18 protein-coding genes are annotated in these 14,227 nt (G+C 39.1%); 3 read left to right on the top strand and 15 right to left on the bottom strand.

Going from position 1 to position 14,227, the window contains the following annotated elements; all coding sequences use genetic code 11:
* Positions 1–6: 6 nt before the first annotated feature.
* The 4 genes from crcB (KJR31_RS01840) to KJR31_RS01825 all read right to left on the bottom strand — a co-directional run bounded on the left by crcB (KJR31_RS01840) (position 7) and on the right by KJR31_RS01825 (position 1,525).
* Entirely contained in the window at positions 7–336 is a 330-nt protein-coding gene (gene crcB, locus KJR31_RS01840; RefSeq protein WP_214261807.1) for a fluoride efflux transporter CrcB, read from the bottom strand.
* The gene (gene crcB / locus KJR31_RS01835) at positions 330–704 is read right to left on the bottom strand and encodes a fluoride efflux transporter CrcB (protein WP_214261806.1); all 375 of its coding nucleotides are present in this window, start codon (positions 702–704) and stop codon (positions 330–332) included. The genes crcB (KJR31_RS01840) and crcB (KJR31_RS01835) overlap by 7 nt, the downstream gene beginning before the upstream one ends.
* The gene (locus KJR31_RS01830; protein WP_214261805.1) at positions 701–967 is read right to left on the bottom strand and encodes a chorismate mutase; all 267 of its coding nucleotides are present in this window, start codon (positions 965–967) and stop codon (positions 701–703) included. Before KJR31_RS01830 ends, crcB (KJR31_RS01835) begins: the two co-directional genes overlap by 4 nt.
* Before the next feature lie 114 nt (positions 968–1,081).
* Positions 1,082–1,525 carry a flavodoxin gene (locus tag KJR31_RS01825; protein ID WP_214261804.1) on the bottom strand — a complete coding sequence of 148 codons (444 nt, stop codon included), beginning with the start codon at positions 1,523–1,525 and terminating at the stop codon, positions 1,082–1,084.
* A gap of 103 nt (positions 1,526–1,628) precedes the next feature.
* Between KJR31_RS01825 and KJR31_RS01820 the strand changes: the two genes are divergently transcribed.
* Positions 1,629–2,567 carry a DHH family phosphoesterase gene (locus tag KJR31_RS01820; RefSeq protein ID WP_214261803.1) on the top strand — a complete coding sequence of 313 codons (939 nt, stop codon included), beginning with the start codon at positions 1,629–1,631 and terminating at the stop codon, positions 2,565–2,567.
* A 93-nt stretch (positions 2,568–2,660) separates the two neighbouring features.
* Positions 2,661–2,903: a type B 50S ribosomal protein L31 gene (locus tag KJR31_RS01815; RefSeq protein WP_000710762.1), complete on the top strand. Its 243-nt coding sequence runs from the start codon at positions 2,661–2,663 to the stop codon at positions 2,901–2,903.
* A gap of 190 nt (positions 2,904–3,093) precedes the next feature.
* Here the strand turns inward: KJR31_RS01815 and KJR31_RS01810 are convergent, their stop codons facing one another.
* From KJR31_RS01810 to KJR31_RS01795, 4 genes are all read right to left on the bottom strand, one after another.
* Entirely contained in the window at positions 3,094–3,369 is a 276-nt protein-coding gene (locus KJR31_RS01810; RefSeq protein ID WP_004253345.1) for an HU family DNA-binding protein, read from the bottom strand.
* A 108-nt stretch (positions 3,370–3,477) separates the two neighbouring features.
* On the bottom strand, positions 3,478–4,314 hold the full coding sequence (locus KJR31_RS01805; RefSeq protein WP_214261802.1) for a DegV family protein: 837 nt from the start codon (positions 4,312–4,314) through the stop codon (positions 3,478–3,480).
* A 178-nt stretch (positions 4,315–4,492) separates the two neighbouring features.
* Entirely contained in the window at positions 4,493–5,725 is a 1,233-nt protein-coding gene (locus KJR31_RS01800) for a tetratricopeptide repeat protein (protein WP_214261801.1), read from the bottom strand.
* Positions 5,715–6,878 (bottom strand): AI-2E family transporter, encoded by a 1,164-nt coding sequence (locus KJR31_RS01795; RefSeq protein WP_214261800.1) that lies wholly within the window; start codon positions 6,876–6,878, stop codon positions 5,715–5,717. Before KJR31_RS01795 ends, KJR31_RS01800 begins: the two co-directional genes overlap by 11 nt.
* A 188-nt stretch (positions 6,879–7,066) precedes the next feature.
* Between KJR31_RS01795 and KJR31_RS01790 the strand changes: the two genes are divergently transcribed.
* Entirely contained in the window at positions 7,067–8,080 is a 1,014-nt protein-coding gene (locus KJR31_RS01790; protein WP_214261799.1) for a lactonase family protein, read from the top strand.
* A gap of 41 nt (positions 8,081–8,121) precedes the next feature.
* Here the strand turns inward: KJR31_RS01790 and KJR31_RS01785 are convergent, their stop codons facing one another.
* From KJR31_RS01785 to atpB, 7 genes are all read right to left on the bottom strand, one after another.
* A complete protein-coding gene (locus KJR31_RS01785) occupies positions 8,122–8,541 on the bottom strand; it encodes a F0F1 ATP synthase subunit epsilon (RefSeq protein WP_006148659.1) in 420 nt (139 codons plus the stop codon).
* A gap of 10 nt (positions 8,542–8,551) precedes the next feature.
* Complete coding sequence (atpD, locus tag KJR31_RS01780; RefSeq protein WP_000094353.1) at positions 8,552–9,958, bottom strand: F0F1 ATP synthase subunit beta; 1,407 nt, start codon at positions 9,956–9,958, stop codon at positions 8,552–8,554.
* Positions 9,959–10,039: 81 nt separating this feature from the next.
* The gene (locus KJR31_RS01775; RefSeq protein WP_214261798.1) at positions 10,040–10,918 is read right to left on the bottom strand and encodes a F0F1 ATP synthase subunit gamma; all 879 of its coding nucleotides are present in this window, start codon (positions 10,916–10,918) and stop codon (positions 10,040–10,042) included.
* Positions 10,919–10,933: 15 nt separating this feature from the next.
* On the bottom strand, positions 10,934–12,439 hold the full coding sequence (gene atpA, locus KJR31_RS01770; RefSeq protein WP_214261797.1) for a F0F1 ATP synthase subunit alpha: 1,506 nt from the start codon (positions 12,437–12,439) through the stop codon (positions 10,934–10,936).
* A 14-nt stretch (positions 12,440–12,453) separates the two neighbouring features.
* Positions 12,454–12,990, bottom strand: a complete 537-nt coding sequence (locus KJR31_RS01765; RefSeq protein ID WP_214261796.1) for a F0F1 ATP synthase subunit delta — start codon at positions 12,988–12,990, stop codon at positions 12,454–12,456.
* Positions 12,990–13,484: a F0F1 ATP synthase subunit B gene (atpF, locus tag KJR31_RS01760; protein ID WP_214261795.1), complete on the bottom strand. Its 495-nt coding sequence runs from the start codon at positions 13,482–13,484 to the stop codon at positions 12,990–12,992. The genes KJR31_RS01765 and atpF overlap by 1 nt, the downstream gene beginning before the upstream one ends.
* A gap of 18 nt (positions 13,485–13,502) precedes the next feature.
* Positions 13,503–14,219 carry a F0F1 ATP synthase subunit A gene (gene atpB / locus KJR31_RS01755; protein WP_178894902.1) on the bottom strand — a complete coding sequence of 239 codons (717 nt, stop codon included), beginning with the start codon at positions 14,217–14,219 and terminating at the stop codon, positions 13,503–13,505.
* Positions 14,220–14,227 lie beyond the last annotated feature (8 nt).

The raw sequence follows: 14,227 nt of genomic DNA, 5'->3' as shown, positions 1-14,227 counted from the left end.
AGAAATTTAAAGCAAAATTCCCAAAAAAATCGCCAAAAAACCAAGCAAGTAGGTTAATAATAAATAGCTATAAAATGCCTTCTTGTCACTAAGTAGTCTTTGGAGTTCATCGTTCAAGGTTGAAAAAGTCGTCAAACCACCACAAAAACCAGTTGCAAGTACAGAGTAAATTTCTTTCGACTCCACATGATTGTAAAATAAGCCAATCAGAAAACAGCCCAGAATATTGGCTATGAGAGTTCCTAGAGGCAGTACTGAACCTTGATTATGACGTGAAAAGAAATAACGGACAAGGGCGCCCAGTCCACAAGCAAGCGCTAGATAGATTACTACCATTTCTTCCTCCCTAGACAATAAGCTAATAAAAGTCCTCCTCCGACACTTAAAAGCAAATACGTAACCAAACTAAGGTACCGCCCTGTGTCCAGCAATTTCACTGCATCTAATACGAGACTAGAAAATGTCGTTAAGCCACCACAAAATCCTGTTCCAAGTGCTAAAACGACACCTTTACTAGTTCCTTTAGAAACCAGATAACCTTTTACAAGATAGACTAGGCAGAAAATCCCTAGATAATTGACAATCAATGTCCCCCATGGGAAGTCTGGACTAGCTGGTAAGTATCTTGTAATCTGAAAACGGACTAATCCTCCTAGCATACCAGCTAGAAAGATTCCTAGTGGATAGAATTGTTCTTTTTTCATTTGATTGTTTTATCCTGATAATCACGCGAACGTTTGAGAATGTCTGAAAAAGTTACAACAATCGTTTCTTCGTACTTTTTATTGCTGATGCGATTTCTGACTTTTTCAAAGATAGCTTCTTCTCTTTTGGTATCCAAGATTGGTTTTCCTGTAGACTTTTTATAAGCAACTACACCCTCAACTAGATGCATTCTTTCTTCTAAAAGTTGAACGATTTGGTCATCAATTTGATCAATTTCTTGTCTAATAATATCTAAGTCCATAGGGTCTCCTTTTTATTTGAATTATTGTACCAAAAAAGCACTAAATAGGCTAGTAAAATCCTAATTCTGGTTAATAAAAACTGCACTGACTTACCCAATCAGTGCAACAATCTATTATCCAACTTTAGAAGCTAATTCTTCTGCGAATTGCTCCAAACGTTCAATATCTTCTTCCTCGGCAGAAAGGTCGACTTTAACGCACTCTGAACCCTTTTCAGCTCCTGTCGCTACAAATACTCGGTCAAAGTCATCAACAGCTTTACAGAATTCATCATAGAAAGTATCACCTGATCCAACGACACCATAGATTTTACCACTTAAGTTAAGATCTGCTAAATCTTCGTAGAAGTCCATCATTTCGTCTGGTAATTCTCCATCACCATATGTATAAGTTGCGACAATAGCGATGTCTGCTTCTAAAAAGTCAGAAGCGTCAACTGTTGTACACTCATCAACATCCACTTCTAAACCACATTCTCTTAATTTATCTGCTACAATATCAGCGATTTCTTCAGTATTACCGGTCATACTGGCAAATACAATTTTTGCTAATGCCATAAGGTCCTCCTCAATTAATCTTTCTCCATTATATCACATCTTTTTCATTTTAAAAATAAAAACTCTTGTGCTACAATGAAATGAGAAAGAATTGAGGTTCATTATGGAAATTTGTCACCAAATTTTAGAAAAAATCAAAGCATACGATACCATTATTATTCATCGTCATATGAAACCAGATCCAGACGCCTTGGGTAGTCAGGTTGGATTAAAAGCCTTGCTTGAACATCACTTTCCTGAAAAAACTATCAAAGCAGTGGGTTTTAACGAACCAACCTTAACTTGGCTAGCTGAAATGGATCAGGTAGATGATAAATCCTATGAAGGCGCACTTGCGATTATCTGTGATACTGCAAACACAGCCCGTATCGATGACAAACGATATACTCAAGCTGATACCATTATTAAGATTGACCACCATCCAAACGACGAAGTCTACGGTGATCTAGTTTGGGTAGATACTAATTCAAGCAGTGCGAGTGAAATGATTGCTCTCCTTGCTGAAGCAACTAACTTAGAATTGTCCGACTACGCTGCAAAAATGCTCTGTGCTGGAATTATTGGCGACACAGGCCGTTTCCTTTATCCGTCTACTTCTGCCCGAACACTTCGAGTAGCAAGTCAACTCAGAGAACACAACTTTGACTACGCCGAATTGACACGAAAAATGGATACTATGAGCTTTAAAATCGCCAAACTCCAAGGTTATGTCTATGATCACTTAGAGGTTGATGAAAATGGTGCTGCTCGTGTCATTCTTTCTCAAGAAATCTTGAAGAAATACGATGTTACTGATGCTGAAACAGCAGCAATCGTTGGCGCTCCAGGTCGTATCGATACTGTTAGCCTTTGGGGAATCTTTGTGGAACAAGCAGATGGTCACTATCGTGTACGTCTTCGTAGTAAATTTGTCCCTATCAATGGTGTCGCAAAAGAACACGACGGCGGTGGACATCCGCTTGCTAGCGGAGCAAATTCTTATAGTTTAGAAGAGAATGAGCTCATCTATCAAAAATTAAAAAACTTACTGAAAAATAGATAAAAAGTCTTGCCAAACTTCTGATAATCTGATAGACTAGTAAGGTAACAATCTATGGCTCGCAAAGAGACCATGGCAGAAAGGAAATATTGCAAAATGAAAAAAGATATCCATCCAGAATATCGCCCAGTTGTCTTCATGGACACAACTACTGGTTACAAATTCCTTAGCGGTTCAACAAAACGCTCTAACGAAACAGTTGAGTTCGAAGGCGAAACTTACCCATTGATCCGTGTGGAAATTTCATCAGACTCACACCCATTCTACACTGGACGTCAAAAGTTCACTCAAGCAGATGGACGCGTGGATCGTTTCAACAAAAAATACGGTCTCAAATAATCAACCGCATCACTTGCATAAGGTTGAACAAAAACAACTTCGATTCGAAGTTGTTTTTTTGTTACTTTCAAATGTAGTTCGACTAGAAATACTAGTTTATCTTCTCCTGCTACTTTCATGCCCCCTATACACAAAAAAAGCCCGTCACGCAAGCTCAAATGCTTGATATGACAGGCTTTTTATAGAATCATTATTTAACTGCTTCTTTAAGAGCTTTACCAGCTTTGAATGCTGGAACTTTAGAAGCTTTGATTTTGATTTCTTTACCAGTTTGTGGGTTGCGACCTTTACGAGCTGCACGTTTACGAACTTCGAAGTTACCAAAACCGATCAATTGAACTTTTTCACCAGCTGAAAGGAATTCAGTTACAGCTGCGAATACAGCGTCAACTGCTGCTGCTGAATCTTTCTTAGTCAATTCTGTAGCTTCTGCTACTTTAGCGATCAAATCTTGTTTGTTTGCCATGTTAATGAATCCTCCAAAATTATTTCTAATTAACACTTATAATCATAACCTAAAATTCCTTTTAGGTCAAGTCAAAAACACCTTTTATTTCAATTTTTCTACATTTTTTTAGGAATTATAGCGAATTAAGATTGCCCAGGCATTTTCTCCGGTGTGAGTTTGGATAATTGAGCCTGTTTCTAAGACTGAAATTGGTTTTTCAACGTAAGGTTGTAGAACAGCTTTCATCTCGTTTGCCCATTCATTTGTACCTGCATAAGAAATACCAATCTCTGCTACTGAACGATTTGATAGAGTAGCTACTAATTCATCCAACCATTTCTTAAAGGTTTTAGAACCACGGCCCTTAACAATCGGTTGAAGCTCATGGTCTTTCATCTGCATAACTACTCGAATATTCAGTAGAGAGCTTAACAAGCCAGTAACACGACCAATACGTCCTCCCTTAACGAGGTTTTCTAAAGTTGAAACACCGATGTAGAGTTCAGTATGATTTTTGACATCTTCTACATGCTCCAGGATGGTTTCTAAGTCTTTTCCTTCTTGAGCTAGCTTAGCAGCTTCTACAACTTGGAATTTCAATGCCTGATCTGTAAATGAACTATCTAAAACAGTAACATCTGCTGTTGATAGACTTGCTCCTTGGCGAGCTGCTTCAACAGTTCCTGATAAAGCATGGGACATATGGATAGCCAAAATCTGACTTCCGTCCTTACCCAATTCATCAAAAATCTCTGCAAAGAGTCCAACTGGTGGTTGACTGGTCTTAGGAAGATTTTTACTAGCTAGCATCAAGCGAAGAAATTCTCCTTCTTCAAGATCTGCATCCGAATAAAGGACACTGTCAATCATGACAGATAATGGAACAACAGTAATATCAAATTCTTTAACCACTTCTGGTTCAATAGTAACTGAAGAATCCGTTACAATTTTTACTTTTGTCATATTTCCAATCTTTCTATTTTTACTAATTTATTATTCAACTTATAACTATAACAATTATATCAAAAAATTATCAAAAATTCATACTATATCTATTTATTTTGAATACTGATACTTGAATTTTATTTAAATAAGTCTACAAAAAATAACCGCCTTTTTTAAGGCGATTATTAGGGATATCTTACATTAAATGGTTATACAATTCCTGCATCTGCATATCATCTGGAACTAAGTGAAGATAAGCTTGGATGTATCCTTTTGCTTCTTCTAACTTGCCGAGTTCTCTTAATAAATAAATATATTGCTCCAAAAACTCTGGATTGTCTTTGAGGTCAGTAGCAAGTTCCTTATAGAGATCATAGGCTGCATCTAATTCTTCAGTCTCTTGATAACTTCGAGCAATCATCCATTTAGTCAAGAGGTTTTCAGGATCATAGACTGCTAAAGCTAGAATATCTTCGTATCTTTCTTGTTCTTGGTAGATGGTTGCTAAGCGTAGCAAAATTTCTTCCTGGTCATCAGCATTCTCTTGTGCTTGAATCAGATAAGCTTCTGCTTGCTCAGGTTGATGCAACTCGTAAGATAGCTGAGATGCTAGGAGTAAGAGCCGCGTTTCAAAAGGATTTTTTGACAAGCCCTGTTGCGCTATTTTAAGTGCTTCTTCTGTTTGATGCTCTTTATGCAGTGCTTGACTATAGCCGTACTCATACCCTTCAAAATCTGGGGAAATAGTATCCAATTGTTTAAAGTATAAGGTTGCTTTTTGGTAGTCCTCTTGGTCAAAATAGAGACTTGCAAGCTCAAAGGCTGTTTGGTCATCATATTCTAATTCTAAGGCTTTTTCTAAAAATTCTATTGCAGATTCAAACTTACCTAAACGTGCATAAGCAAGACCAATTCTCTGATAGGTCGAAATTCCTGTTTGATCATAGATAGCACGATTATCTAGTTGAGCATAGCCCTTAATGGCTTCTAAATCGTTTCCTAGCTCACTATCTAGTTCAGCTAGTCCAAATATCAGGAGAGGGTCATCAGAGTAGCTACGAGCTTCTAGAAGCTTCTCACGCGCAACATCTGTCAATCCTTCCATCTGATATAAATCTGCTTTTAAGGCAAGAGCTGATACATACCATTCACTTTCCGGACCAATCTTCTCTAAATAATCAAAAGCTTCTTCGATAAGTCCATCTTCACCAGCTATAGCAGCTAAATTGATATAGACTTCAGGAAATTTTGGTGCTAATTTCTCGTAGATTTGTGCTGCTTGTGGGAAGAAACCAATCCCTTCCAAATAAGCAGCAAGTTCAAGAAGAACCTCATCTGAATCTTCTTCTAAAGCTTTTTGGAAAAAAGATTCTGCTTTTGACAGGTCTTGGTGCTCCAAAGCTTCAAGCATTTGTTGACTATTGTTCACCTTCAGTCTCCTCTACTGGCTCATAAAGTCCACTAACTCCTTTATACCAATCAAAAATTTCTGAAATAACTACTTTTGCAGAAGCGTAGATTGGAATACCTAGCAATACACCCCAAATGCCAAACATAGACCCTGAAGTTAATAGTACAAAAAGAATCGTAATTGGGTGAATATTTAATTGGCTACCTAAAATCAGTGGAGAAACAAAACGTCCTTCAATAGTTTGCTCTACAATAAAAACGATAATAACTTTTAAGAGCATAACAGGACCCGCAATCAGACCCAAAACCAGGGCTGGAATCATAGCAAGAAAACTACCTAGATAAGGAACTAAATTGAGAATACCGGCAGTAATCCCTAAAGTAACAGCATACCGAAGTCCTATAATCTTGAAAAAGACGATAAACATGATAGCGACGATCACAGCCACTGCGATTTGTCCTCTTACATAGTTAGCTAGTTGCTGGTTGACATCTGTTAATACCTTACCAACCGGTTCTCTCAATTTATTTGGTAAAAATTGAGTAATATAGTCTCTAAGTCCTTTTCCATCTCGAAGGAGATAAAAGAGCATAAATGGCATGATAATGAGAGCGACAATGACCTGTGAAGTTCCACTGATAAGAGCACTCACCCAGTTGACAGCCTTAGAAGAAATATTACTTGCCCAAGCAGTTGCTTGTGTTGAAAAATTAGCAAGAACTTGTTCTAGTTGGGGTCTAAAATCATCAGGTAAACGCTTGGTTACAAGGTCATCAATAACTCTGTCAGCATCTTCGAGATAACTTGGTACATTTTGTGCAAAAATGACTACTTGACGTTGAAGATTTGGAATTGCAATGGCTAGTCCAATAATCAAGAGAATGGCAATAATGATAAAGATAATACTAATGGCTAAGACACGGTTTATCTTATACTTCTCCATCAAATCAACTAGTGGATTCAAGAGGTAGAAAAGTAGACCTGATAAGATCACCGGCAACATCACTACTGATAAAAAGTCTATAACTGGGATAAATAAAAAGCTAATTTTACTGAGAATAAAGATATTGAGACCTAACAACAAAGTTACCAAAAAAACTGTAACAGCCTTATTGTCTAAAAACCATTTAAAAAACCAAGATAAGGTAAATTGTTTCTCTTTTTGTTCCATTTTTTCTTCCTTTCCTTTGTTCTAACATTATACCATGTTTTAAGAAAAATAAGGGGTTTTTATAGTCTTTTAGCAAAGGATAAATTTGTCTTCCTGACTAGTGAGAGCTCTTTTTTCTGACTTAGATTTTTCATCTAACAGGCCCTTTTATGTTATAATTGAATTATATTTTTTCTAGAGGTATGAATATGAAAGAAATAGTATATTTTGGAACCTATACACGACGTACTTCCCAAGGGATTTACAAGGCTGATTTTGATACTGAGACTGGCAAGCTCTCAAATCTAGAACTATTTGCAAGCGAGCCGAGTCCGACCTACCTAGCCTTTGATCAGCAACAGCATCTCTATACTGTTGGAAGCCAGGATGACAAAGGTGGAATCGCAGCATACAAAACTGATGGTATCCTTCTGAACCACGTCGTTGAAGAAGGTGCTCCTCACTGCTATGTTGCAGTTGATGAGACACGTAGTCTAGTCTATGGCGCTAACTACCATAAAGGCCAAGTCCTAGTTTATAAACGTAAAGAAGATGGCAGTCTTGAATTGGCTGACAAAGTTCAACATGCTGGCCATGGTCCACATGAAAACCAAGCTTCTCCCCACGTACACTATACTGATTTAACTCCTGACCAATATTTGGTAACTTGTGACTTAGGTACTGACGAGGTCATTACCTATGATGTCGATCTAGAAGGAAAGTTGACTAAACTAGCAACCTATAATTGTAACCCAGGCGCTGGTGCTCGTCATCTTGTTTTCCACCACCACTTTAAGATTGCTTATCTTATCTGTGAACTCAATAGTACGATTGAAGTATTGATTTACGATGGAGTCGGAGAATTTGAACAAATGCAGGTCATTTCAACCTTACCAGATGACTATAGTGGTTTTAATGGTACTGCTGCCATTCGTCTTTCCAAAGATGGCAAATTCCTCTACGCTTCTAACCGAGGTCATAATTCGATTGCTGTCTATAGCATTTTAGCAGATGGAAGCTTAGAATTATTAGAGATTGTTCCAACCCATGGGAAAAATCCACGTGATTTTGATTTAACTCCTGACCAGGGATTCCTTATCGCTGTTCACCAGGATTCTGATAATGCTACTGTCTTTAGGCGCAATCCTGAAACTGGTAGACTGGCAGAACTGTCTAATGAATTCCAGGTTCCTGAGGCAGTCTGCATTCGTTTTTCTAACTAAGAAATAAAAAAAATGAACTTGTCAAAGCAAGTTCATTTTTTTTATAATTTATTTCCGACATTGATACGGTTAATGGCACGTTGCAATGCAATTTTAGCACGGCGTTCTTGGTCAATCAAGTGTTTGTCTTGTGCTTCTTCGATTTCACGTTCAGCACGAAGTTTAGCACGTTCAGCACGACTAACATCGATATCACGTGCACGTTCAGCAGAGTCAGCAATAATGGTAATCACATTATTAGCAATCTCAATGATTCCTCCGTTTACTGCAATCCAGTTCACATGAGTATCATCATCGATGCGTTTGACCTTTACTTCATCAACCGCTAAAACCGCAATCATATTTTCATGTCGTGGCAAGATCCCCATCTCACCATCCAGAGTTCGTACCGATACAAAGCTGGCATGGTGATCATAGACGAGGCCATCTGGTGTCACGATCTGGACAGTTAAATGAGCCATAGATCACCTCTTAAAATCCCATTTTTTCAGCCTTAGCAATAACGTCTTCGATTGAACCTACTCCACGGAAAGCATCTTCTGGAAGATGATCGTGTTTACCGTCAAGAATTTCTTTGAAGCCACGAACTGTTTCAGCTACTGGAACATAAGAACCTGGTTGACCAGTAAATTGTTCCGCAACGTTGAAGTTTTGTGACAAGAAGAACTGAATACGACGTGCACGAGCAACCAAAGTCTTTTCTTCGTCAGAAAGTTCATCCATACCAAGGATGGCAATAATATCTTGCAATTCATGGTAACGTTGAAGAACACGTTTCACTTCAGCAGCTACTGCATAGTGCTCTTCTCCAACAATTTCAGGTGCCAAGGCACGTGAGCTTGAAGCAAGTGGGTCAACAGCTGGGTAGATACCCAATTGAACCAATTTACGTTCCAAGTTAGTTGTTGAGTCCAAGTGAGCAAAGGCTGTTGCTGGCGCTGGGTCTGTATAGTCATCCGCCGGCACGTAGATGGCCTGGATAGAGGTTACAGAACCCTTCTTAGTTGACGTGATACGTTCCTGCAATTGACCCATTTCTGTCGCAAGGGTTGGTTGGTAACCAACGGCTGATGGCATACGACCCAAAAGGGCAGATACTTCTGAACCGGCTTGTGTGAAACGGAAAATGTTGTCAATGAAGAGAAGAACGTCTTGACCTTCTACATCACGGAAGTATTCAGCGATTGTCAAACCAGTAAGGGCAACACGCATACGTGCTCCTGGTGGTTCATTCATCTGACCAAATACCATGGCTGTTTTCTCAATAACGCCTGATTCTTTCATTTCCCAGTAGAGGTCGTTCCCTTCACGAGTACGTTCCCCAACACCAGTAAATACAGAAATACCACCGTGTTCTTGGGCAATGTTGTGAATCAATTCTTGAATCAATACGGTCTTACCAACTCCGGCACCCCCGAAGAGTCCGACTTTACCACCTTTAAGGTAAGGAGCAAGAAGGTCGATAACCTTGATTCCTGTTTCTAAAATTTCTGAAGAGGTAGACAATTCATCAAAAGTTGGTGCTTTTTTATGAATTGGCTGACGCTCTGCATCTTCACCGAAAGGAGCTTCCAAGTCAATGGTATCTCCCAAAACGTTGAAGACACGTCCTAGAGTTTCTTTCCCTACTGGTACAGAAATTGGACGACCTGTGTCCAATACTTCCATTCCACGAGTCAAACCATCTGTTGATTCCATGGCGATGGTACGAATCATACCATCTCCCAACTCTAAGGCTACTTCAAGGACGATTTTTGTTTTCTTTTCGTCATTTTTGTAGACGACAAGTGCATTGTTAATCTCAGGTAGTTTTTCCCCTGCTGCAAACAATACGTCTACAACGGGTCCAATAACCTGAGCAATTTTACCTGAACTCATCTCCTTCTCCTATTCTATATAAGATACTGTCGGTCCCTAGTTTAACTAGGTCCTAAGTTCATTAATGTGAGCAGGATAGCTCTATTCTAAAGCACTAGCTCCTGCTACAATTTCTGTGATTTCTTGTGTAATCGCCGCCTGTCTGGCACGGTTATACTGGATTGTCAAATCATTAATCATTTTTTTAGCATTATCAGTCGCTGTTTGCATAGCTGTCATACCAGCAGCATTTTCAGCTGTCTTAGCATCAATAATAGCACCATAAATCATGCTCTCTGCAAACTGTGGTAGCAATTGATCCAAGATTTCTTCGCGACTTGTTTCAAGGTCAAATGTCAAGCTATAGTTATCATCTGCTTCATTTGGATCCAAGTCCACAATCGGAAGCATCTGTTCAACACGCATTTGACTAGTCAATGTATTCACGTGGTGGTTGTAGCAAACATAGAGCTCATCGAAAAGTTCATTTTGATACATTTCAATAGTTTTTGAAATAATCTTGCGAACTTCATCGAAGCTTGGTTGACTGGCTAGACCACGCAATTCATAAATTGGCTGAATACCACGAGCTTTAAAGAAGTCTGCTCCCATACCACCGATACAGATGACTTCAAAATCATCACCTGAAGGATGGTATTCTTGTTGAAGCTCCATGACAGCCTTCAAGATTGAAGAGTTATAGCCTCCAACAAGACCACGGTCAGATGTAATGACGATATAGCCTGTTTTTTTGACAGGGCGACTAATCAACATTGGATTGGTTGATCCGCCAGCGCCATCTCCGTGAAGGATATCTGTAAGGAGTTTACGGACCTTTTGAGCATAGATTTGGAAGTTGCGTGCTGCTTCTTCTGAGCGACCTAACTTAGCTGCAGAAACCATCTGCATAGCATTCGTAATTTGACTCGTATTTTTTGTTGAGGCGATTTTTGTTTTAATATCATTTAGAGATACTGCCATCTGACACCTCTATTCTTATTGGAAACTTGATTGATTGAGAAACTCAGTAATCGCAGCATCCAAGACTGCTTCTTCTGGCAAGTCCTTTGTTTCACGAATAGTTTCCAAAATCTCTGGATGTTGAGCATCAAAGAAGGCATGGAATTCTTCTTCAAAGCGGACAATATCATCAACTGATATAGTATCCAAGAATCCATGAGTCAAGGCATAGAGAATGGTTACTTGTTTCTCAACAGGTAGTGGTTTATGAACTGGTTGTTTCAATACTTCTACAGTACGACGACCACGATTCAATTTAGCCTGAGTAGCAGCATCCAAGTCTGAACCAAATTTAGTGAAGGCTTCTAACTCACGGTATGAAGCAAGGTCGATACGAAGAGTACCCGCAACCTTCTTCATCGCTTTAATCTGAGCTGAACCACCTACACGAGATACAGAAGAACCCGCATCAATAGCTGGACGGATACCCGCATTAAAGAGACTATCACTTAGGAAGATTTGTCCATCCGTAATAGAGATTACGTTTGTAGCGATATAAGCTGAGATATCTCCAGCTTGGGTCTCGATAAATGGAAGAGCTGTGATAGATCCACCCCCAAGTTCATCCGAAACTTTAGCAGAACGCTCAAGTAGACGGCTGTGAAGGTAGAAGACGTCTCCTGGGAAGGCTTCACGTCCTGGTGGACGACGGAGCAAGAGAGAAAGTTCACGATAAGCTACCGCTTGTTTAGATAAGTCATCATAAACGATCAAAACATGCTTACCTTGATACATGAACTCTTCTGCCATAGCAACCCCTGCATAAGGTGCAAGGAAAAGCAATGGTGAAGGCTGTGAAGCCGAAGCTGTCACAACGATTGTGTAATCCAAGGCTCCGTACTGACGAAGTGTTTCCACTTGTGTACGAACTGTTGATTCTTTTTGTCCAATCGCAACATAGATACAAATCATATCTTGACCTTTTTGGTTCAAGATAGTGTCAATTGCGATCGTTGTTTTCCCTGTTTGACGGTCACCGATAATCAACTCACGTTGACCACGACCGATTGGAACAAGGGCGTCAATAGCTTTCAAACCTGTTTGCAATGGTTCTGAGACAGACTTACGTTGCATAACACCAGGAGCTGGTGCTTCTACTGGACGAGTTTTATCAGTGTGGATTTCTCCAAGACCGTCAACTGGACGACCGAGTGGATCCACAACACGACCAATGAGACTTTCACCTACTGGTACTTCCATGATTTTACCCGTGCGACGAATGGTGTCGCCTTCACGAATATCTGTAAAGTCACCAAGAATGATGATACCAACATCCGTTGACTCTAAGTTTTGCGCCATACCATAAGAGCCATTTTCAAAAATCAACAGCTCACCACTCATGGCATTTTCAAGGCCATGAGCACGCGCAATCCCATCACCGATGTAGGTTACAACACCAGTTTCACTCACATCAAAATTAGGTTTGAAATTTTCAATTTGTTGCTTAATTAAAGCGCTGATTTCTTGTGCGTTAATTGCCAAAAGAACACCACTTTCTATTTCAAATTTTCCTTAACAACTTTAAGTTGTTGTTTAATACTCACATCAATTGTCTTGTGATTGGCAATAATAACAAAACCACCAATTAAACTATCGTCGATTTTTTCCTTAATACTGCGAACCTTTAAAGACATCTTCTTCTCGATTAGAGGAAGGAGGCGTTCTTTCTGTTCGTCAGTCAAAGGATGTGCAGACAAAATAGTCACTTCAAAACGATTGGTTTCTTTTTCAAGACGATTCAAGCAATCTACAATCACATCATAAAAAAGATTGGATCGATAATTGTAAAGTATAACCTCGATAAAGTTTTGCATTAAAGGTGACACAGAACCTTGGAAAAAACGAACTGTTTTTTCTTTATCCAACTCATCTACTTCCACTTGCGCTAAAAAAGTAGGTAAGCCAGTTTCTTCAGCAACTTGCTTGATTTGAGTCAAGTCTGAAAAAATAGAGTCTTCTTCTCCTTTTTCAATCACCAATTGGACAAAAGGCATGCTGTATTTTTCAATTACCTTTAAAGTCTTTTTGTCCATTAAGCTTCTCCTAGCTGATCGATATACTGATCAATGAGTTCTTTATGGGCCTGACTGTCAAGGTTTTTAGAGAGAATTTTCTCAGCTAGACTGATTGTTAAGTCAGCTACATCTCCCTTAACACTTTGTAAAGCTTCAGCTTTATTTTGAGCAATTTCTTGGTTGGCTTTTTCTTTTAAGCGCCCTGCTTCAAGTTTAGCTTCGGCTAAAATATCGGCTCTACTTTTCTCAGCAGTTCCCTTTGCATTCTCGATAATCGTTTTAGCTTCGGTACGGCTACCTGCTAACTCAGCTTCACGTTTGCTAGCTAGTTCCTCAGCCTTTTTACGGGCTTCCTCGGCACCATCAATATCTGAAGAAATCTTTTCAGCACGTTCATCTAAGATGCTGGAAATATTTCCCCAAGCATATTTCTTCACTAAAAAGATCAATAAAAGGAAGGAACCAGCGATAAGAATAAAGTCACCGATAATGGTACTAATAGTTAAATCCATCTTCTAATCCTCCTCTACTTACTCTTCCCCTTCATTTATTTTTTTACCAATGTACATTGATGACAACATGGTAAATACATAAGCCTGAATACATGAAATGAAAATTGAAAAAGCTGTCCATAACATGTTTGCGATAAAGGCAAAAGGATACCAATACAAAGCATTTTGTGACAAGGTCAATAGCAATCCAGCTAAGACCTCACCGGCAAAAATATTTCCGTAGATCCGAATCGCCAAGGAAGCAAAATTGGTGAACTCTTCTAAAATGTTCATCGGAGTCATAAAGCCAGGTGTAACAAATGCTCTCAAATATTCTTTAACACCTCTACGACGAACTCCTTCTACATGGGCGATCAAAGTGATCAATAATGAGAGGGATAAATCGTATCCAAGGTTAGCTGTTGGGGAAGTCCACAAGTTATAACCGTTTGTTGTTTGTACTTTTGCCATTAAGCCAATATTGTTGGCAACCAAGATAAACAGAAATAGAGAAAACAGAAACAAGGAATAATCCTTAATGTATGATTCTCCAATGTTTGGTTTGGTAAAACCAATCACAAAGTCATAAATCATCTCAAGAGCATTTTGTTTGCCCTTTGGACGGATGGTCATTTCACGACTTGCCCAGTAGACAAAGGCAAAAACCATCAAAACAGTTACAAGAGACATGGCAAGCAGGGTCAAATCAAAGGATATTGGTCCAATATTAACGGTTGGATTCAAACTTTCTTCCATGGTTTGAC

Source organism: Streptococcus infantis, assembly GCF_018499575.1.
Taxonomy (GTDB): Bacteria; Bacillota; Bacilli; order Lactobacillales; family Streptococcaceae; genus Streptococcus; species Streptococcus infantis_K.
This window is presented reverse-complemented; position numbering and strand designations above follow the sequence as displayed.